The following is a 21412-nucleotide window of genomic DNA, read 5'->3' as shown; positions in this document are numbered from 1 at the left end:
GGCGTGCGATGCCGGCGGCGCGGACGGACCTCGGGCAAAGCCCCAGGTCGCGGGGGCGCCCTCAGGGCGCCCCGGTCACGCGGCGATGGGAGGGAAGGGTTCCGGCGCGATGGACAGGCCGGCCAAGGTCGTCGATGGCGGCCAGAACAGGACCACGCCGAAGACCGCCGGCGCCCCCGGCTGGCCGGACCGCTCCGGCAGCAGGGAGATGCCCAGGCAGCCCATCTGCTTCAGGCAAGCGGCGTTCAGGCCATGGCAGGGACCGTCCTTGGCTGGGGTGCCGGCGACCTGCGCCATGGGGCAGTCATCGGGCATGGCCATGGCCGTCGCGGCCGTGGGCGTGGCCGCAGGCGAGTCCAGGGGCATGGCCTGGACCGTGGTGCCGCCCAGGAAGGCCAGCAGGCAAAAGACCATCACCACGCCGCGCAGGCACGCCGCCACCATCCTTGACCGGTGGCCCGGCAGGCTGGTTGGAATCAATGAAGAGGCAAGCCGACGGCGTGACATGCGCCTAGAGGTAGGCTGCGCTGACCAGGAATGCAATGCGGCAGGTGTGACCAGGGGCTTGCCAGGCATTGGATCGGCGGTGCGCAGCGACCGGACGTCGTGGGAGCGCCCTATGAGGGCCGAGATCGCGGAGCAGGGGATCAGTGGGTCGATGCTCGGGCAGCAAACAGGAAGCCTGGCGGCGATCACCAGGCCACATCCCAGAGACGCCGCCAGGACCAGCTGGTAGGACGTAGGTCAGCGTCCCCCAAGAGACGATCTGCGCCACGCCAAGGCCGGAGATGAACCCGTGACGCGCAGGGCCGTGCACCACGGGACCGTCTCCGACCGACGCATCCATCACACGGTCCCGCGCTCGTACCAGGGCCGGCTGGCTTTCACCAGGCGCACCACCGACAGCATGACCGGCACCTCCACCAGCACGCCCACGACGGTGGCCAGGGCAGCGCCGGAGTTCAGGCCGAACAGGCTGATGGCGGCGGCCACGGCCAGCTCGAAGAAGTTGCTGGCGCCGATCAGGGCCGCCGGTGCCGCCACGCACCAGGCCACGCCGAACTGGCGGCTCAGCAGGTAGGCCAGGCCGGCGTTCAGGTAGACCTGGATGAGGATGGGCACGGCCAGCAGGGCGATCACCAGGGGCTGGGCCAGGATCTGCGGGCCCTGGAAGCCGAACAGCAGCACCAGGGTGGTCAGCAGCGCCACCAGGGATAGGGGCTGCAGCACGGACAGGACGTGCTGCAGCCGCGCCTCGCCACCCGCCAGCAGGGCCCGGCGCCAGGCCTGCGCCACCACCACCGGCACGACGATGTAGAGCGCGACGGACAGTGCCAGGGTGGCCCAAGGCACGGTGATGGAGGCCACGCCCAGCAGCAGGCCCACCAGCGGCGCGAAGGCGAACACCATGATCAGGTCGTTCAACGCCACCTGGCTGAGGGTGAAGTGGGGCTCGCCCTCGCAGAGGTTGGACCAGACGAACACCATGGCCGTGCAGGGCGCCGCCGCCAGCAGGATCAGGCCGGCGATGTAGGATGGGCCCTGGCCTGCCGGCAGCAGGTCGGCGAACAGGGTCCCGATGAACAGCGTGCCCAGCAGCGCCATGGAGAAGGGCTTGACCGCCCAGTTGATGAACAGGGTGACCATCACCCCGCGCCAATGCTCCTTCACCTGCGCCAGGGCGCCGAAGTCGATCTTCAGCAGCATGGGGATGATCATCAGCCAGATCAGCACCGCCACCGGCAGGTTGACCTTGGCCACCTCGGCCGCCGCCACGGCGCTGAACAGGCCCGGCAGCAGATGGCCCAGGGCGATGCCGGCGACGATGCACAGCGCCACCCACAGGCTGAGGTAGCGTTCGAAGCGGGACATGGCGCCGGACATGGGGGCGGTCCTCAGACGGTGATGGTGCGCGACAGCAGCGTCGCGGTGGAGGGGCACAGGCCCTGGGCCTGGGGGGTGGCGAGGACGGTGGCAGGGGCCTGGTCGCGGGCCACGGGCTTGAATCCAGCCTTTTCGAAGAAGCCGCCGGCGGACGTGGTCAACAGCCAGGCCCGCTGGTGGCCTTCCTCCCAGGCGCGGCGCAGCAGCAGGGTGACCAGATTGCGCCCCACGCCCTTGCCCCGCATCGTCTCCGGTACTGTGATGGAACGGACCAGGATGTCCGACCCCAACGACAGATAGCCGCCATAGCCCGCCGGCGTGCCGCCCAGGGTCTGGTAGGCGAAGAAGCGGCCCTCGCCGTTGGTCAGATCCTCCACCGGCAGGCCGGCGGCCGTCAGTGCCGCCACCAGGCCGGAATCGGTGGCCGGAATTGGCTCATCCACCAGGAAGGGCGCCCCTTCCTCCTTGTCGAAATCCGCATGCGGCAGGTCGGGCAGCAGGTCCAGCACGACGTCGGACGGCCGGCACAGCGTCACACCCCGCGGCGTCACCACAATGGGCCGGTTGATCAGGACGGGGTGGGCCATCATGAAGTTCAACAGGTCGTCATCGGTCCATTTCGGATCGTCCAGGCCCAGCTCGGCATAGGGTGTGCCCTTGCGGCGCAGCACTTGGCGCACCGTCAGGCCCGCGCGTCGGATCAGGTCGGCCAGTTCCTCACGGCTGGGCGGGACCTTCAGGTACTCGATCACCTCAGGCTCGGCGCCGGTCTGGCGGATCATGGCCAGGACGTTGCGCGACGTGCCGCAACCGGGGTTGTGGTAAATGGTGATGGTGCTCATGCCGCCGGCTCCCGATGGGTGGCCAGGTCGTCCAGGTGGCGCTTGATGGCCATGCGGTCCAGCGAGGCCAGGGGCAGGCTGGTGAAGGCCTGCAGGCGCCGCTCGATTTGGCCGCCACCGATGCGGTTCAGGATGCTCTCCGCCATCATGCTGCGGGCGCTGTTGTGGGTGCAGAGGAACAGGACGTTGAAGACGCGGTCGGTCATGGGGAGCCCCGGGCTGGATGGCGGCCGTCAGGCGTCGATGGTGGGTTTCGGGCAGCAGTCGATCACCTCGGTGATACCGGTGCCGCACAGTTCGGGCAGGCCCTGGCAGCAATCTTCCATGAGGAAGGCCAGCAGGCGGCGGGTGCCCTCGTAGTCGGTGGCGTAGAAGATCTGCCGCTGCACCCGCCAGGAGCGTAGCAGGCCCGCCCGTTCCAGCAGGCCCAGGTGGTGCGACAGGGTCGAGGACGGCACAGCCACGCGGGCGGCGACCTCACCGGCGGTCATGCCGTTGGGGCCCGCCTGCACCAGCAGGCGGAAGACGCTCAGGCGGGTCTCCTGGGCGAGAGCGGCAAAGGCGTCGATGGCGGCTTTCGGTTCCATGGCGGTCACGCCTTTCCGGAGGTTGGCGTGGGCCTCTCATGGCTCATGGCCACGACACCCAGGTCGGGCTTCGGCTCCTTGGCCGCCGCCTCCTTGCGCTCGCTGTAGCGGTCGACCAGGTAGTCTGCGCGGTCGCGCACCAGCAGGGTGAACTTCACCAGTTCCTCCATCACGTCCACGACACGGTCGTAGTAGGCGGACGGTTTCATGCGGCCGTCGTCGTCGAATTCCTGATAGGCCTTCGCCACCGACGACTGGTTGGGGATGGTCACCATCCGCATCCAGCGGCCCAGCACCCGCATGGCGTTCACGGCGTTGAAGGACTGGCTGCCCCCCGACACCTGCATCACCGCCAGGGTGCGGCCCTGGGTGGGCCGGACGCTACCCGTCTCCAGCGGCAGCCAGTCGATCTGGCTCTTGAACACGCCGGTGAGGGTGCCGTGGCGCTCGGGCGAGCACCACACCTGGCCCTCGGACCAGATGGACAGCTCGCGCAGTTCCGCGACCTTGGGATGGGTGGGCGGCACGCTGTCGGGCAGCGGCAGGCCAGCGGGGTCGAAGATGCGGGTCTCACACCCGAACCGCTCCAGCAGGCGGGCGGCCTCCTGCGTCAGGAAGCGGCTGTAGGACCGCTCCCGCAGCGAACCGTAGAGCAGCAGGATGCGCGGTGGATGGGTGGAAATCCGCTTGGGCGTGAGCTTGTCCAGGTCGGGGGCGTCGAACCGGAGAGCGTCGATGTTGGGTAGGTCGATCATAGTCCTACTATGTTTCGACAATTATGGAAAAATCAATGCCCTTTATTGGGGTGGGGATGGTTGCTGCGCACCTTGACCGGCATCCGCTGCGGCGAACTGTGGCCTCAGCAAGCCGCGCGCCAACTGGCCACGCTGGACCGCATGCTGGGCGGGCGCCTGGCCGTCAACATCATCTCCAGTGATCTCCGGGGCGAGACGCCGGCGTCGGGCCCGCGCTGCCGCCGTGCGACGGAGGTCATGACCGTCCTGCGGGCCTTGCTGAATGGCCAGACCATCGACCATAGCGGTGAATTCTACACATTGACCCACGCCACGAAGCGCGGGCATTCGGCGCGCAGCAGATCCAGCGCTTCCCCCTTCAGCACCCAGTTGAAGACGGCACAGCTCTCCGCCGCGAACTGCCGCCGCGGTACTTCGGGGGCCATCTCGGCGTAACGGCCACGTCACACTTATGCCATTTGCCATACTTCGCTAAAAATCGTCCGCCGAGTCGCGTTCATCAGAACTGATCACAATACGGATGGGGACGGGAGTATCGTCCCAAATGGACGCCAGAATCCATTCGTGTCTGTAGCACAAATGCGCGACGTTGCTTTGGGGAATATGCTGTATGTGTACGCAGGTTGTGTTGGTTTGAACTGGGTGTCGTCCTATAATACTAAAGATATTGCATGTAATTATTGCGTATATTTACGGGTGCTTTCAGGCCAGCGCGGCTGGCGGCCATTTGGCAAAAAATGCAGTGAAACCATGCGCGTAGCACGTTGGGGCTTGGTGTTGCGGGCGCATGGTTCACTAGCGATCCGGGGCAGGGGGACGTGATGGGGTTGTGGGGATTTGGCAAGGCGGCAACCTATCCTGAAGACGTAGAAAACAAGCAAAGGTCGCGGTCCCCTTCCACCCGGCAGACCCTGTTGGCTGGAACATCCCTAATGGTGGTGGCCATCGGCATGGCGGCGCCCCGGCCCGTCCACGCCCAGATCGCCTTCACCACCTACAGCGGCAATTTTTTATCCACCGGTGTAACCCTCACCGGCAATACGGTGATCGGTGCCGGCACCATCGGCGCCTTCTTCAAAAACGCCCGTGTCAATCCGCTGCTGATCACCGCCGGCGGCACCATCAAAACCGGCCTGGGCGGCATCGCGCTGGGCAACGGATCGTCGATCACCAGCATCGTCAACAGCGGCGTGATCGGCGGCTCCGGCTTCGCCGTCTCCATTTCCAGTGACAGCACCCTGGGCGTGTTGCGCAACAGCGGCACCATCCTGGGCGCCGTCATCAACAACGGCAGCACGGATCTGACCCTGGGTGGCGGCACCGCCGTGGGCACCTACACGGGCATGAGCGACCAGGGCACCATCACCAACACGCTCAGCAACCTGATTCTCACGGGCGGTTTCCTGCTGAACGACGCCGTCAACGTCAGCGGCCACACCCTGATCAACAGCGGCGCTGCCGTCACCCTGACCAGCATCGTCACCGTCACCGGCGACTACACCCAGGCGTCCGGCACCCTGGCACTGGGCGCCTCGGGCGAACTGGTGATCACCGGCAATGCCAGCCTGGCCGGTGGCCAGGTGACCGCCACCCTGTCCACCCTGTCGGCCGGCGCCACATACCTGGTGGGGGATGCCCTGGCCACCCTGGTGGCTGCCGGCAGCGGCACCTATACCGGCCTGACCGGCAGCATCACCAGCAGTCTGGCTCGCCTGGCCGCCACCCTCGGCACGGCCGGCGGCAACTTGGTGGCGCAGGCTCTGAACGACTATATCGGCGCCGGCACGCCCAGCCTGATGCTGACCGGTACGGTGGACACCAACGGCACCACGCCCGTCGCCGCCTATGTGGCGCCCGGCGTCAGCATCGGTACCCTGGTCAATACCGGGCACCTGACCGGCGACACCATCGGGTTGAGCATCGGCACCGGCGCCACCATCGGCACCCTGATCAACGCCGGTCTGATCGACCTGCATGTGTCCCTCAACGGTATGCCGCAGACCGGCATTGCCGTCGCGCGGAACGCCGTCGTGGGCACCCTGTCGAACAGCGGCACGATCCAGCAGATCCGCTACGGCATCACGGCCTTCAACGCCACCGTCGGCCTGCTGTCGAACAGCGGCACGATCACGGGCACGACCAACGGCATCGGCATCTACACCACGGTCAGCACCATCCAGACGCTGGTCAACAGCGGCACCATCGACATGCGCGCCGGATCCGCCGGTGTCCTCAGCAGCGCGACCCTCGGCACGCTGGTCAACAGCGGCGCCATTCTTCTTGGCGCCAACAGCACCTACAACTATGGCATCGTGCAACGGACGGCCACGATCGGCACGCTGGTCAACAGCGGCCTGATTTCGGCGCCTGAGGCCCTGGTCGTGCAAACCATTGCCAGCGGCCCCAGCGGCGCGTTCTTGACCATCGTGAATTCCGGCACCATCGCCGGCAACATCAGCACCAGCACCCTCACCGCCAGCGTGCCCAACGTGACCGTCCTGGGCGGCACTGCCGGCACGGTCGGCACCCTGACCGGCTTCTCCGGCACGCTCAATCCCGGCGGCACCGGTGTCGTGGGTGTGTTCACCAACGCCAACAGTGATTTGTATTTCGCCGGCGGCAACCTGCTGCTGAACGACCGCATCAACGCCACAGGGCATACGGTGCTGAACACCGGCACCGCCCTCACGCTGGTCAACCCCATCAACGTCACTGGCGCCTACGCCCAGACGGGCGGCAGCCTGGTCCTGACCAACAGCGGCGCGCTGACGGTCAGCGGCGCCGCCAGCCTGACCAACGCGACCGTCAGCATCGCCCCCAACGCCGCTGGCAACTACGTCGTCGGCAGCCCTGTCACCGTGGTGGTCGGCGGCGGCGGATCCGATTTCACCGGCGTGTCCGTTTCCCTCGGTGCGCTGACCGGTGCCAGCCTGACCGGCAGCGTGGCCGGCAACGGCGTGCTGGTGGTGGCCGGTAACGACTATGTCGGCGGTACGCTGGCCACGCTGACCAACAGCGGTAGCCTGTCGGGCGCCACCGTCGTCTACATCGCCGCCACCGGCAGCCTGGGCCAACTGGTCAACACCGGCACGCTGACCGGCGACATCCGGAACCTCTCGGCCAATACCCTGTCCATCAGCGGCGGCACCGGCGGCGTGGTGGGCACGCTGACGGGCGGCACCCTCACCAACAGCTTCAGCGACCTGGTGCTCAGCGGCGGCAGCCTTCTGCTTGACGATGCGGTCAATGTCAGCGGCCACACCCTAGCCAACAGCGGTGCCTCCGTCACGCTGGCCAGCGTCGTTGGCGTCACCGGCAACTATGCGCAGACGGCCGGCACCCTGGTCCTGCAGCCGGGTGCCGGGCTGGCGGTCAGCGGCGGCGCCACCATGACGGGCGGCAGCGTCATCGCCATGCTGTCCACCCTGTCGGCGGGCGCCACCTACCTGGTGGGTGACGCACTGTCCACCCTGGTGTCCGCGGTCAGCGGCGCCTACACGGGTCTCAGCGGCACCGTCGCCAGCGGCCTCGGCCCGCTGACGGCCGCCTTGGGCACCGACAGCGCCAACCTGCTGGCGGTGGCCACCAGCGACTATATCGGCGCCAACGCCGCCAGCCTGACGCTGACCGGCACCGTGGACACCGGCAGCATCGCGGCCTATGTCGCCGATGGCGCGTCCATCGGCACGCTGCTCAACCGGGGTCATCTCACCTCCGGTACCGTGGGCGCGGGGATCGATGTGCGTGCCGCCACCATCGGCACGCTGGCCAACGACGGGTTGATCGACGCGCGCGTGAGCGCGAGCACCGCCCAGTTCGGCATCCGCGTCGGCACCGCCGCCGCCATCGGCACGGTGTCCAACACCGGCACCATCCTGGCCCACGTCGGCATCCTCAGCCAAAGCACCGTGGCCAGCGTCCTGTCCAACAGCGGCCGGATCGCCGTGGGCGCCAGCGGTTTAGGTATCGTCAACAACGCCACCGTAGCCACGGTCAGCAACAGCGGCACCATCGCGGCCATCCTGGACGGTGTCGGCATCTACAACGTCGGGTCCATCGCCGCCGTGCTGAACAGCGGGCTGATCACCGTCAGTGGTGGCACCGGCAACCAATACGGCCTCCTGCAGTCGCTGCGGACCATCGGCACGGTGTCCAACACCGGCACCATCCTGGCGCCCGAGGCTGTGGCGATGGTCTTCGGCGGCAGCATCGGCACCCTGGTCAACGCCGGCCTGATCGCCGGCAACATCGTCAACGGCACCCTGAACGACAGCTATTCGTACGGCGGCCTGACCATCGCGGGCGGCAGCGGCGGCACCATCGGCACCTTCACCGGCTATGCCGCCAACAGCCAGGGCACCATCAGCAACACCTTCAGCAACGTGGTCTTCACCAGTGGCGCCCTGCTGCTGAACGACACCATCGATGCCGCCGGCCACACGGTGATGAACACCGGTGCCGGCATCACGCTGGCCAACACCGTCAGCATCACCGGCGACTACGCCCAGACCGGCGGCAGCTTGAGCCTGTCCAACGGCGCCCAGCTGGTGGTCAGCGGTGCCGCCAGCCTGACCGGCGCCCAGGTCAGCCTGAGCAGCCTGCCGACGCAGGCCAACTACGTGGTGGGTGCCCCCACCACGGTGGTGGTGGGCGGCGCCGGCTCCGATTACACCGGCGCGTCCGTGACGGTGGCGCCCCAGACGGGCATCACCCTCACCGGCGGGAACGACGGCGCCAACCTGCTGCTGCTGGCGCAGAGCGACTATATCGGCGACACCCTGGCCACCCTGACCAACAGCGGCACGGTGTCGGCCCCCACGGCGGTCTACATCGCCGCCACCGCCAGCCTGGGCCAGTTGGTCAATACCGGCACCCTGTCCGGCACCATCCTGAACCTGTCGGCGCACGACCTGTCCATCATCGGCGGGACGGCCGGCACGGTGGGCGTGCTGACCGGCGGCGCCATCATCAACACCCTCGGCAACGTGATGCTGAGCGGCGGCCTGCGCCTGGCCGAGAATGTGAACGTCAGCGGCCACACCCTGGTCAACACCGGCGGCATCGTCGACGCGACCGGCAACCTTGCCATCACCGGCGACTATACCCAGGTGGGTGGCGCCCTGATCGTCACCAACAACACCGCCCTGGCCGTCAGCGGTAGCGCCAGCATCACCGGCGCCACGGTCACCGGCACCGTGGCGGTCAACAATGGCGCCACCTATCTGCTGGGCGACACCCTGGGCACCCTGGTGAGCGCCGCCGGCGGCAGCTACACCAGCCTGGCCGGTTCCCTTATCGCCTCGACCGAGCGTGTGACGGCCAACCTGGGATCGGACGGCGCCAACCTGCTGGCCGTGGCTGGCAACTATTACATCCGCAGCAACCTCGCCAGCATCGGCAACACCGGTGTCGCCACTGGCGTCACCGCCCTGTATCTGACCAACAGACTGGGGACCTTCACCAACAGCGGCACGCTGGCCGGCAGCACCTACGGCGTCATCGGTCAGGCCAGCGGCACCATCGGCCTGCTGGATAACAGCGGCCTGATCCAGGGCGGGGCGTACGCCGTGTCGATGGGCAGCATCGGCACGCTGATCAACGCCGGCACCATTACCGGCGGCACGGTCGCCATCCTGGGCAGCAACCAGTACACCCTCGCCACCATCGATAACCAGACCCTGGGCCTGATCAGCGGCCGGACCGCCCTGTCCCTGGCCAGCACCGTCGTCGCCGTCGGCTCGATCAACAACAGCGGCACGATCCTTGGGCAGTCCTACGGGATCTGGAACAGCGGCACCATCACCCGGCTGTCCAACAGCGGCACCATCGCGGCGACCGTGACCAACGGGCTGGCCATGATGAACTTCGGCAGCATCGGGACCTTCGACAACAGCGGCAGGGTCACCGCCGTCCGGTCGGACATGGTGAACAACGGCACCATTGACACGCTGACCAACAGCGGCCTGATCGGTGGGGGGACCAACGTCGCCCTGCGCAACTACGCCACCATCACCACCCTGTCCAACAGCGGCACCCTGATGTCCACCAACGGGGTGGGCTTCTATAACAACGGCACCATCGGCCTGCTGGACAACAACGGCGGCACCATCAGCAGTGGCGCGTCCTTCGCCCTGGTCAGCCCCGGCACCATCGTCCGCCTGGCCAACAGCGGCACCATCACCGCCCCTGGTTTCGGCATCGGCCTCTTCAACGGCGGCAAGATCGGCACCCTCGCCAATGCCGGGTTGATCAAGGGCGGCACGGCCCTGGAGATCTTCGTGGGCAGCCAGGTGGACCTGCTGGTCAACAGCGGCACCATCGCCGGCAACATCGACAACAACTTCGACCCTAACAACGCCGGACCGGGCACGCTGGCGGCCGCCCTCACCATCGCTGGGGGTACCGGCGGCACCATCGGCACCCTGACCGGCGCCAACCTGACCAATCAAGGCCACATCACCACCCGGTATGCCGACGTGGTCTTCTCCGGCGGCGATCTGCTGCTGAACGATAACATCACCACCAACGGCTTTACCGTGCGGAACACCGGTGCCGGCATCACCGTCGCCAACACCGTCAACATCACGGGCGACTATGCCCAGACAGGGGGCAGCCTGGGCGTGGCGGTGGGGGCCGGCCTGCTGGCCGTCAGCGGCAGCGCCAGCCTCACCAACGGGCAGGTGCAACTGGTTGGGGCCGCCACCAACAATTATTTCCAGGGCGGCACGGTGGGAACCCTGGTGACCGGCGGCGCCGGTTCCGACTATGCCGGCGTGACGCTCAGTGGCGATGGCGCCGGCCTCAGCCTGGCCGGGGTCACCATTGGTACCGACCTCATCGCCGTCGTGCGGAACGACTACATCGGCGGCACCTACGCCAGCCTGGGCAACACCGGGACGCTCAGCGTCCAAAACGGCGCGGCCGTTTACGTGGCCCAGACCGGCACTCTGGGCACCCTGGCCAACGCCGGCGGCGTGATCAGCAGTGTCGGCAGCACCGCCATCGCCAACCTGGGCACCATCGGCACGCTGTCGAACAGCGGCACCATCACCGGCGCCGGGATTGGCCTCCACAACACCGGCCTCATCCATACGCTGACCAATGACGGCACGCTAGGCGGCCTGTTCGCGGACGGCGTCATCGACACGGCTGTCAACAGCGGTACCATCGGCGGCGTGTTCGATGTCAGGGGCACGCTGGGCCTGTTGTCCAACAGCGGCAGCATCGGCACCCAGATTTATGTGGAGCAGACGGGCGGTGTCGGTACCCTCGTCAACACCGTCGGCGGCGTGATCAGCGGTGCCGCCAGCGGCATTGAGAATGCCGGTTCCCTAGGCACCCTGGTCAACCGAGGCCTGATCAGCGGCGCCCAGTACGGCGTCTTTTCCTCCAACGCCACGGGCACGGTGGACAACCGCGGCACCATCCGTGCCACCGGCGCCGGCGGCACGGCCCTGTCCGGCGCCTTCGGCACCATCCTGAACAGCGGCCTGATCAGTGGCGCCAACGCCCTGTCCCTCACCAACCAGCCGGATCTGCTGAACAACAGCGGCACCATCCTGGGCGACATCCAGGCCACGTCCGGCACCCTGACCATCACCGGCGGCACCGGCACGGTGGCGGGCACCTTCAGTGGCGCCACCGTGACCAACCGGGGCACCATCACCGTCACCAGCGGCAATGTGGTGCTGGCCGGTGGCAACATCCTGCTGAACGACAATGTCGTCGTCAGCGGCCACACCCTGATCAACAACGGCGCCAACCTTCAGCTGGCCGGTGCCGTCAGCGTCACCGGCGGCTACAGCCAGACGGTCGGCACCCTGGGCGTCACGGTAAACAACGGTCTGACGGCCAGCGGCGTCGCCAACATCACCGGCGGCACGGTCCTGGCCTCCCTGGCCGCCAGCGGTAATTACCTGGCGGGCACGCTGGGTACCCTGGTGGCGGCGGCCAACGGGTCCAGCTACGGCGCCAGCGTGGTCTCTGCCTTGACCGGCCTGGTGGGCAGCGGCGCGCTCAGCGGCGGCACGCTGCTGTTCGTGGGCGGCAACGACTACATCGGCGGCGCCTATGCCACGCTCAGCAACAGCGGCAGCCTGTCGGCCGCGACGGCGGTCTACATCGCGGCCACCGGCAGCCTGGGCAATCTTTCCAACACCGGCACGCTGGTGGGTAACGTCCGCAACCTGTCGGCTGTCGACCTTTCCATCGCTGGCGGAACCACGGGCACGGTTGGCACCTTCACCGGCGGCACCCTCATCAACACCCTGTCCAACGTGGTGCTCGCATCCGGCAATGTGCGCCTGGCCGATGCCGTCGACGTGACCGGCCACACCCTGGTGAACAGCGGCGCCGCCGTGACCCTGGGCGGCACCGTGGCCGTCACCGGCGATTACAGCCAGACGGGCGGTGGCCTGCGGCTGGGTATCGGCAGCGACCTGCTGTCCGTTACCGGGGCGGCCCGGTTCGCGGGCGGCGTGGCCACCGTCACCGGTTTCTCAGGCGCCGTCAACTATATGGCCGGCAGCATCTTCGGTACCCTGGTGCAGGGTGGGGCGGGGTCCGACTACACCGGTATCAGCATCGCCAACACGGTGGCCGGATTCGGGCTGGGCGGCACGGTGGCGAACAACGCCCTGCAGGCCGTGGCGCTGAACGACTATATCGGCGGCACGCTGTCCGCCCTGACCATCACCAACGCCGTCAGCAATGCCAGCACGGCGCTGTATGTGGCCGCCACTGCCTCCATCAGCGGCACGCTGACCAATAGCACAACGCTGGTTGGCCAGAACGCCGGCGTGCGCAATTTCGGCACCATCGGCGCGCTGCTGAACGACGGGACGATCGCCGGCGGTGCCTATGGCCTGCGCAACAGCGGGGGCGCCATCACCTTCCTCGGCAACCACGGCACCCTGGCGGGCCAGACAGCCGGCCTGGCGGTGGACGGCGGCAGCGTGATGTTTGCCCTGAACGACGGCAGCATCGCCACCGTCGCCATCAGCGGCGGCGGTTCGATGTTCGCGCTTGGCAATATCGGGCGGATCAGTGGCGGCGTCCAGGTGCAGGACGGTGGCACACTGGGCTCCATCCTCAACTTCAACGGCGGCCTGATCAGCGGTGCCACCGCCCTCAGCATCGGCGCCCAAGGCCAATTCTTCGCGCTGGCCAACGGCGGCACCATCGCCGGCAACATCATCAACAACGCCACGGCCACGCCCAACCTGACCATCATGGGCGGCACGCTGGGCAATACCACCATCGGGACCGGCACCTTTACCGGCGCCGCCCTGACCAACCAGGGCATCATCAGCAACACGCTGGGCGACGTGCTCTTCGCATCGGGCGACGTGCTGCTGAACGACAGCGTCAATGTCGGCGGCAACACGGTACGGAACATCGGCGCGGACCTGACCCTGACCGGCACCGTCAGCATCACCGGCAATTATGCCCAGACGGGGGGCACCCTGGTCCTGGTGACAGGCGCTGGTCAGCTGGCGGCCAGCGGCAGCGCCAGCCTGACCAACGGGCAGGTGCAGCTGATCGGTGCCGCCGCCGGCAATTGCCTGCAGGGCGGCACGGTGGGGACCCTGGTTGCCGGCGATGCCGGCTCCGACTACGCCGGCGTGGTGGTGACCGATGACGCCACCGGCCTGACCCTCAGCGGCGCCATCGCCGGCACCGCCCTGGTGGGCGTGGCGCGGAACGACTATATCGGCGGCACCTACTCCAGCTTGGGCAACACCGGGACGCTCAGTGTCCAGAATGGCGCGGCTGTTTACGTGGCCCAGACCGGCACCCTGGGGACCTTGGCCAACACCGGCGGTGTGATCAGCAGCGTCGGCAGCACCGCCATCGCCAACCTGGGCACCATCGGCACGCTGTTGAACAGCGGCACCATCACCGGCGGCGGGGTCGGCCTCCATAACACCGGCCTCATCCATAGGCTGACCAACGCCGGCACCCTGGGCGGCCTGTTCGCGGACGGCGTCATCGACACGGCCGTCAACAGCGGCGCCATCGGCGACACGTTCGATGTCGGTGGCACGCTGGGCCTGTTGTCCAACAGCGGCAGCATCGGCACCCAGATTCATGTGGAGCAGACCGGGGGAATCGGCACCCTCATCAACACCATCGGCGGCGTGATCAGCGGTACCGCCAGCGGCATAGGGAATGCCGGTTCCCTTGGCACCCTGGTCAACAGCGGCACCATCCTCGGCACCACCAACGCCGGCATCGGCGGTGCCGGCGCCATCGGCCTGCTGTCCATCACCAGTCTGGGTGTGATCGGCGGCGGCGTGGTGGGTGTGGAGGCCGGCGCCTTGGGCACCCTCATCAACCAGGGCACCATCGCCGGCGGCAGCATCGGCATTTCCGCGGGCGCCATCGGCCTGCTGGCCAATACCGGCATCATCGCCGGCGACGTGGCCACCTCGGGCGACCTGACCGTCACCGGCGGCAGCGGCACGGTGATGGGCATCTTCACCGGCGCCACCCTGGGCAGCCAGGGTGCCCTCAGCATTACCGGCGGCAACCTGGTGCTGGCCAGCGGCAATGTCCTGCTGAACGACAGCGTGCAGGCGGCGACCGTGGCCAATACCGGCGCCTATCTGGCGTTGGCCGGCGGCATCAGCGTCACGGGTGCCTACAGCCAGACGGCCGGCACCCTAGGTGTCACCTTGGACCACGGCCTGACGGTCAGCGGCGTCGCCGGCATCACCGGCGGCACCGTCCTGGCCACCCTGGATGCTGGCGGCAACTATCTGGCGGGTACGCTGGGCACCCTGGTGGCCGGCGCCGCCGCTTCCGACTACAGCGGCGCTGTGGTGGGCTCCGCCCTGACCGGCCTGATCGGCAGCGGTGCGGCCAGCGGCGACAGCCTGCTGTTCGTGGGCGGCAACGACTATATCGGCGGCGCCTACGCCACGCTCAGCAACAGCGGCAGCCTGTTGGCCGCGACGGCGGTCTACATCGCCGCCAGCGGCAGCTTGGGGCAGCTGGCCAACACCGGCACGCTGGCCGGCAACATCCGCAACCTCTCGTCCTTTGACCTGTCCATCACCGGTGGGACCGGGGGCACGGTGGGCACCTTCACCGGCGGCACCATCGTCAATACCCTGTCCAACGTGGTCTTCGCGTCCGGCGATGTGCGCTTGGCCGATGCCATCGACGCCGCCGGCCACACGGTGGTGAACAGCGGTGCCGACCTGACGCTCGGCGGCACGGTCGCCGTCACCGGCGACTACGACCAGACGGGCGGCAGCCTGCGGTTGGGCATCGGCAGCGACATGCTGTCCGTCACCGGGGCGGCACGGTTCACAGGTGGTAGCGCCACCGTCATCAGCGCCTCGGGCACCGCCAACTATATGGCCGGCAGCATCCTGGGGCCACTTGTGCAGGGCGGGGTGGGGTCCGACTATACGGGCCTCAGCATCACCAACCTGGTGACCGGCTTCGGTCTGGGCGGTACGGTGGTGAGCAACGCCCTGCAGGCTGTGGCGCTGAACGACTATATTGGCGGCACGCTCGCCACGCTGTCCATCACCGGCGCGGTCAACAACGCCAGCACGGCGCTGTATGTGGCCACCACAGGGTCGCTGGGCACCCTGACCAACAGCACCACGCTGGTCGGCCAGAACGCTGGCCTGCGCAATGTCGGCACCGTCGGTGCGCTGGTGAATGACGGCTCCATTGGCGGCGGCAGCTATGGCCTGCGCAACAGCGGCGGCCTGATCACTTTCCTCGACAATGTCGGCACCCTGACCGGGCAGACGGCCGGCCTGGCTGTCGACGGCGGCGTGGTCGCCTCCGCCCTGAACGTCGGCGGCATCGCCACCGTTTCCATCGGCGGCACCGGCACGCTGCTTTCCCTCGACAACCAGGGCCAGCTGAGCGGCGGCATCGTGGTGACCGGGGGCGGGCGCCTCGACACCCTGGGCAACAGCGGCACCATCGCCGGCGACATCCGGGTGGCCGCCGGCACCCTGACCATCGTCGGCGGCAGCGGCGCTGCCCAGGGCACCTTCACCGGCGGCGCCCTGGGCAGCCAGGGCACCATCGCCGTCGGCGGCGATGTGGTCCTTGCCATCGGCAACATCTGGCTGAACGACGGCATCCAGGCCGCCGGCCATACCGTGGCAAATGCCGGCGCCAACCTGCAGCTGGCGGACGCCCTCAGCGTCACCGGCGCCTACAGCCAGACGGACGGCACCCTGGGGGCCACCGTGAACAATGGGCTGACGGCCAGCGGTGCCGCCAGCATCACCGGCGGCACCGTGCTGGCCACCCTGGACGCCAACGGCAACTACCTGGCGGGTACGCTGGGCACCCTGGTGGCCGGCGGCAACGGGTCAAACTACAGCGGCGCCACTGTCAGCTCAGTCCTCACCGGCCTGACCGGCACAGGTGCCGTCAGCGGCGACACCCTGCTGCTGGTGGCGGAGAACGACTATATCGGCGGCGCCTACGCCACCCTGACCAACAGCGGCAGCCTGTCGGCCGCCACGGCCGTCTATATCGCGGCGGGCGGCAGCTTGGGCCAGCTGATCAATACCGGCACGCTGGCCGGCAACATCCGCAACCTGTCGGCCGTCGATCTCTCCATCAGCGGCGGGGCCGGCGGCACGGTGGGCACCTTCACCGGCGGCACCATCGTGAATACCCTGTCCAACGTGGTGTTCGCGTCCGGCGACCTGCTGCTGGCCGATGCCATCGAGGCCGCTGGTCACACGGTGGTGAACCACGCCGCCACCTTGCGGCTGGCCAACCAGGTCAGCATTACCGGCGCCTACGCCCAGACCGGCGGCACCCTCAGCATCGATCCCGGCACCGGCCGCCTGGTCGCCAGCCAGGGCATCGTCGTCAGCGGTGGCGTGGTTCAGGCCACGCTCAGCGCTGGCGGCACCTATCTCTATGGCAACGGCTATACCCTGATGCAGGCCGGCGGTGGCATCGACCTCAGCGGTGCCAACCTCATCACCGCCCTGGCCGGCTTCGCCGGCAACACCACCATCGTGACGGTGGCGGGCACCAGCGCCTTGCTGCTGCAGTTCGCCAACGACTATATCGGTGGCACCATCGGCAACGCGTCGAACAGCGGCACCATTTCCGGCGTGCGCACCGCCGGCTACGTCGCCGCCTCCGGCAGCGTCGGCACCCTGTCGAACACCGGCCTGTTGTCGGGCGGTGCGATCGGCGTCGCCAACAACGGGGTCGTCGGCACCCTGGTGAACGACGGCACCGTCATGGGGGCCAGCAGTGCGGCCGCCAACGTCGGCACCCTGGGCACCCTGGCCAACAACGGCACCATCACCGGCGGCCGCGATGGCGTCCACAACATCGGTACGGCCACCCTGGTCAGCAACACGGGCCTGATCAGCGCCATGTCCCGCGCCGGCCTGTACAACGGCGGCGGCATCGCCACCGTTTCCAACAGCGGCACCATCACCGGCACCGTCGGCCTCCATAACAGCGGCACGCTGGCGGTCCTGATGAACGCCGCCGGCGGCACCTTGGCGGGTGTCACGGCGCTGTACAACGACGGTACTCTGGGCACCATCGCCAACAGCGGCTTGATCCGCGGCGCCATCGTGAACGACGCGGCGCAGGACCTGGTGTTCACCGGTGCCGGGGGCGGCCTGGGCACGCTGACGGGCCTGTCGGGCAGGGGCACGATCACCAACACCCGGGGCAACGTGGTCTTCGCGGCCGGTGCCCTGCTGCTGGACGATGATATCATCGCCACCGGCCACGCCGTGGTGAACAGCGGCGCGACCCTGGCGCTGGCCAATGCCGTGACGGTCAGCGGCGATTACAGCCAGACTGGCGGCAGCCTGGTGCTGACGCGGAACGACACCCAGGCGGCTGAACTTGTGGTCAGCGGCACCGCCACCGTCGGCGGTACCGTGCTGGCCAACCTGTCCTCCACCGCCAACTATCTGGTGGGGACCAGCACCCTGCTGCAGGCGGCCGGCGGCGCCACCGTGGCGGCGCAACTGCAGGTCAGCGGCATCACCGGCCTGTCCGCCGCGCAGGGCACCGTCAGCAATGGGCTGACCCTTACGGTCGGCAACGATTATGTCGGCGGTTCGCTGGGCAGTGTCACCAACAGCGGCACCCTGTCGGCGGCCACGGGCGTCTATGTGGCCGGCAGCGGCACCCTCGCCACCCTGGTCAATAGCGGCCTGCTGACCGGCACCGCCCATGCCCTGGTCAACCTGGGCAGCCTCGCCACCATCGTCAACAGTGGCACCATCGCCGGCGACATCCTGAACGGCGGCGCCGGCGCGCTGGTGATCACAGGCGGCGCCGGTACTTTGGTCGGCACGCTGACGGGGCAGTTGTCGGGGCCGGGGGCCGGCATCGGCACGCTGACCAGCACGGGCGGCGACGTGGTCTTCGCCGGCGGTACCCTGCTGCTGAACGACATGATCGCCGCGGCGGGCCACACGGTGTCCAACACAGGCGCCACGCTTCACCTGGCCAGCACCCTGACCATCACCGGCGACTACCGCCAGACCAGCGGCAGCCTGCTGCTGGACGCTAACCAGCTGGTGGTCACCGGCGTCGCCGCGCTCAGCGGGGGCACGGTGGCGGCCTCGGTTTCGGCGTCCAGCAATCAGTTGGTGGGCGCCGTGCTGGGCACCCTGGTGGTGGGCGGCACCGGCTCCAGCTATACCGGGCTGACGGCCCTGGTGAATGTGAGCGGCGTGGACGTAACGCTCAGCACCGTCACCATCGGCGGCGGTGTCGATCTGGTCGCGATGATCGCCAACAACTATGTCGGCGATACGCTGGGCAGCCTGGGCAACGGTGGCGTGATCAACGCCCCGACGGCCGTCCACGTCGCCGCCGGGGGCACCGTTGGCAGCCTGTCCAACACCGGCACCTTGATCGGCACCATCGCCGTGCTGAACCAGGGCCGGGTCGGCAGCTTCAGCAATGACGGTACCGTCCTGGGCAGCGTCGCCGGCATCAGCAACGCGGGATCCATCGGCACCCTGGGCAACCAGGGCACAGTGATGGGCAGCGTCACCGGCCTGGGCAACCAGGCGGGGGCCAGCATCGGCACGCTCAGCAACAGCGGCACCGTCGCCGGCCAGATGGCCCTTTACAACGCCGGCACCATCGAGGTGCTGGACAATCAGGGCGCCCTGATCGATGCCGGCGCCCCTACCGCCGCCGGCCTGTACAACACGGGCAACATCGCCACGGTGCTGAACAGCGGCACCATCCTGGGTGCCACCTACGGTGTCTACAACGCCGGAACCATCGGCACCCTGGCCAACAGCGGCCTGATCACAGCACCCACGGCCCTGTACATCGACATAGGCGCCAGCCTCGGCGTGCTGGCCAACAGCGGCACCGTCACCGGCAACATCCTGAACCTGTCGGCCAACACCCTCAGCATCACCGGCGGCAGCGGGACGATCGTGGGCACCCTGACCGGCTATGCCGCCGGCAGCCAGGGCCTCATCACCAGCACCCTCAGCAACGTGGTGTTGGCCTCGGGCAACCTGTTGCTGAACGACGCCGTGGACGTGGCCGGCCACACGCTGGTCAACAGCGGCGCCTCGGTAATTCTGGACAGCCTGGTCAGCGTCACCGGCGCCTACGGCCAGACGGCCGGCACCCTGACCCTGGAAATCGCCAGCGGCGGGGCCCTGGCTGTCAGCGACGCCGCCAGCCTGAGCGGCGGCACCGTGCTTGCGGATTTCGCGTCCACAGGCAACTTCCTGGCCGGCAGTGTCACAACGCTGGTCGCCGGCGGCACCGGGTCCAGCTATACCGGCGTGGCGGTGCAGGGCTCCCTGACCGGGCTGTTGGTGAGCCAGGGCGTGGTGGGCACCAACCTGCTGGCGGTGATCGGCAACGACTATGTCGGCGGTACCCTGGGCAATCTTTCCAACACCGGCACCCTCACCGCCGCCACGGTCGTCTACATCGCGGCCAGCGGCAGCCTGGGCAATCTTTCCAACAGTGGCGCCCTGATCGGCGACCTGCTCAACACCAGCAGCCACGATCTGGTGATCGCGGGTGGCAGCGGCACGGCAGTGGGCAGCTTCAGCGGCGGCACCATCCACAACAGCCTGAGCAACCTCGGTTTCGCGTCGGGCAATGTCAGCCTGGGCGATGCCATCGACGTCACCGGCCACACGGTCAGCAACAGCGGGGCCAGCCTGACGTTGGCCGGCGACGTGGCGGTGACGGGCAACTACAGCCAGACGGCGGGCACACTGGACGTGGCCGGCCATAGCCTGAACGTCAGCGGCACCGCCGGCGTCGGCGGCGGCACGGTGTCCGCCGCTCTCAGCGGCACCGGCACTTACCTGGTGGGCGACAGCGTCACCCTGATCCGGGGCGGCAACGGCTCCACCTACACCGGGGCCACGGTGGTCAGCGGTGTCGCCGGCCTGGCGGCGACCGGCACGACCAGCGGCACCAGCCTGCTGGCCGTCGCCGCCAACGACTATATCGGCGGCACTCTGGCTAGCTTGGCCGTCACCGGCAGCCTGACCAACACCGCCGGCGGCGCCACGGCGCTCTACATCGCCGGCACGGGCACGCTGGGCACCCTGGCCAACAGCGGTACGATATCCGGCAACATCACCAACGCCGGCACCGCCAGCCTCAGCATCACCGGCGGCACCGGGTCCACCGTGGGCACGCTGACGGGGACTGGGGGCATCGGCACGATCACCAGCACCGGCGCCAATGTGGAACTGGCCAGCGGCAACCTGGTGCTGAACGACCAGGTCAACGTTGGTGCCGGCACGCTGGTGAACAGCGGCGCCAACGTGCTGCTGACCAACGCCATCAGCGTGACGGGCAACTACAGCCAGTCGGCCGGCACCCTGGCCATGGGCATCGGCAGTGGTACGGCGGGTGAGCTGCTGGTCAGCGGCAACGCCGCCTTCACCGGCGGCACCGTGGCGGTGACGGCGCTGTCGGGCAGCAACCTGATCGCGGGGCAGAGCTACACCATCGCCGAGGTGGGTGGGACCTTGACCACCAGCGGCCTCAGCGCCGCCGCCAGTGGCTTCAGCGCCACGCTGGGCACGGGCGCCAACGGGGCCGCCACCGACCTGCTGCTGACCCTGCTCAGCGACTATGTCAGTGGCACGCTGGGGACGTTGACCAACACCGGCACGATCAACGCCGCCACGGCGGTGCTGATCACCAGTGTCGGCAGCCTGGGCACGCTGGCCAACAGCGGCGCCATCATCGGCAACGTGGTCAACGCCAGCGCCAATGACCTGGTCATCGTGGGCGGCAGCAACGGCACGGTGGGCAGCTTCAGCGGCGGTACCATCCGCAACAGCCTGAGCAACCTGACCTTCGCCTCGGG

Annotated in this window: 8 protein-coding genes; 2 read left to right on the top strand and 6 right to left on the bottom strand. The window is 68.3% G+C overall.

Features of this window, described 5'->3' with window-relative positions; genetic code table 11:
• Positions 1–75: 75 nt before the first annotated feature.
• The 6 genes from FBZ88_RS08565 to arsH all read right to left on the bottom strand — a co-directional run bounded on the left by FBZ88_RS08565 (position 76) and on the right by arsH (position 4068).
• Entirely contained in the window at positions 76–444 is a 369-nt protein-coding gene (locus FBZ88_RS08565) for a hypothetical protein (RefSeq protein WP_145616432.1), read from the bottom strand.
• A 402-nt stretch (positions 445–846) separates the two neighbouring features.
• Complete coding sequence (gene arsB, locus FBZ88_RS08560; protein ID WP_145616652.1) at positions 847–1872, bottom strand: ACR3 family arsenite efflux transporter; 1026 nt, start codon at positions 1870–1872, stop codon at positions 847–849.
• Positions 1873–1895: 23 nt separating this feature from the next.
• Complete coding sequence (gene arsC, locus FBZ88_RS31520; protein ID WP_145616431.1) at positions 1896–2726, bottom strand: arsenate reductase (glutaredoxin); 831 nt, start codon at positions 2724–2726, stop codon at positions 1896–1898.
• Positions 2723–2932 (bottom strand): arsenate reductase/protein-tyrosine-phosphatase family protein, encoded by a 210-nt coding sequence (locus FBZ88_RS31515; protein WP_145616430.1) that lies wholly within the window; start codon positions 2930–2932, stop codon positions 2723–2725. The genes arsC and FBZ88_RS31515 overlap by 4 nt, the downstream gene beginning before the upstream one ends.
• 27 nt (positions 2933–2959) lie before the next feature.
• Positions 2960–3313, bottom strand: a complete 354-nt coding sequence (locus tag FBZ88_RS08545; protein ID WP_145616429.1) for an ArsR/SmtB family transcription factor — start codon at positions 3311–3313, stop codon at positions 2960–2962.
• A 5-nt stretch (positions 3314–3318) separates the two neighbouring features.
• The gene (arsH, locus tag FBZ88_RS08540; RefSeq protein WP_145616428.1) at positions 3319–4068 is read right to left on the bottom strand and encodes an arsenical resistance protein ArsH; all 750 of its coding nucleotides are present in this window, start codon (positions 4066–4068) and stop codon (positions 3319–3321) included.
• Positions 4069–4128: 60 nt separating this feature from the next.
• Here arsH and FBZ88_RS08535 point away from each other — a divergent pair, with 60 nt between their 5' ends.
• Both FBZ88_RS08535 and FBZ88_RS08530 read left to right on the top strand, forming a co-directional pair.
• The gene (locus FBZ88_RS08535; RefSeq protein ID WP_246138569.1) at positions 4129–4503 is read left to right on the top strand and encodes an LLM class flavin-dependent oxidoreductase; all 375 of its coding nucleotides are present in this window, start codon (positions 4129–4131) and stop codon (positions 4501–4503) included.
• Positions 4504–5000: 497 nt separating this feature from the next.
• Positions 5001–21412, top strand: a 16412-nt coding sequence (locus FBZ88_RS08530; protein ID WP_145616426.1) for an S-layer family protein, incomplete at its 3' end; no start/stop codon positions are given.

The sequence above is a fragment of the Nitrospirillum bahiense genome, assembly GCF_007828025.1.
Lineage (GTDB): Bacteria > Pseudomonadota > Alphaproteobacteria > Azospirillales > Azospirillaceae > Nitrospirillum > Nitrospirillum amazonense.
Note: the sequence above shows the minus strand (reverse complement) of the source record. Positions and strands in the feature narration are given on the sequence as shown.

Excerpts from the sequence above, each read along its gene's own strand:
- FBZ88_RS08565 (WP_145616432.1), bottom strand. The coding sequence starts at position 444 with ATGGTGGCGGCGTGCCTGCGCGGCGTGGTGATGGTCTTTTGCCTGCTG.
- arsB (WP_145616652.1), bottom strand. The coding sequence starts at position 1,872 with ATGTCCCGCTTCGAACGCTACCTCAGCCTGTGGGTGGCGCTGTGCATC.
- arsC (WP_145616431.1), bottom strand. The coding sequence starts at position 2,726 with ATGAGCACCATCACCATTTACCACAACCCCGGTTGCGGCACGTCGCGC.
- FBZ88_RS31515 (WP_145616430.1), bottom strand. The coding sequence starts at position 2,932 with ATGACCGACCGCGTCTTCAACGTCCTGTTCCTCTGCACCCACAACAGC.
- FBZ88_RS08545 (WP_145616429.1), bottom strand. The coding sequence starts at position 3,313 with ATGGAACCGAAAGCCGCCATCGACGCCTTTGCCGCTCTCGCCCAGGAG.
- arsH (WP_145616428.1), bottom strand. The coding sequence starts at position 4,068 with ATGATCGACCTACCCAACATCGACGCTCTCCGGTTCGACGCCCCCGAC.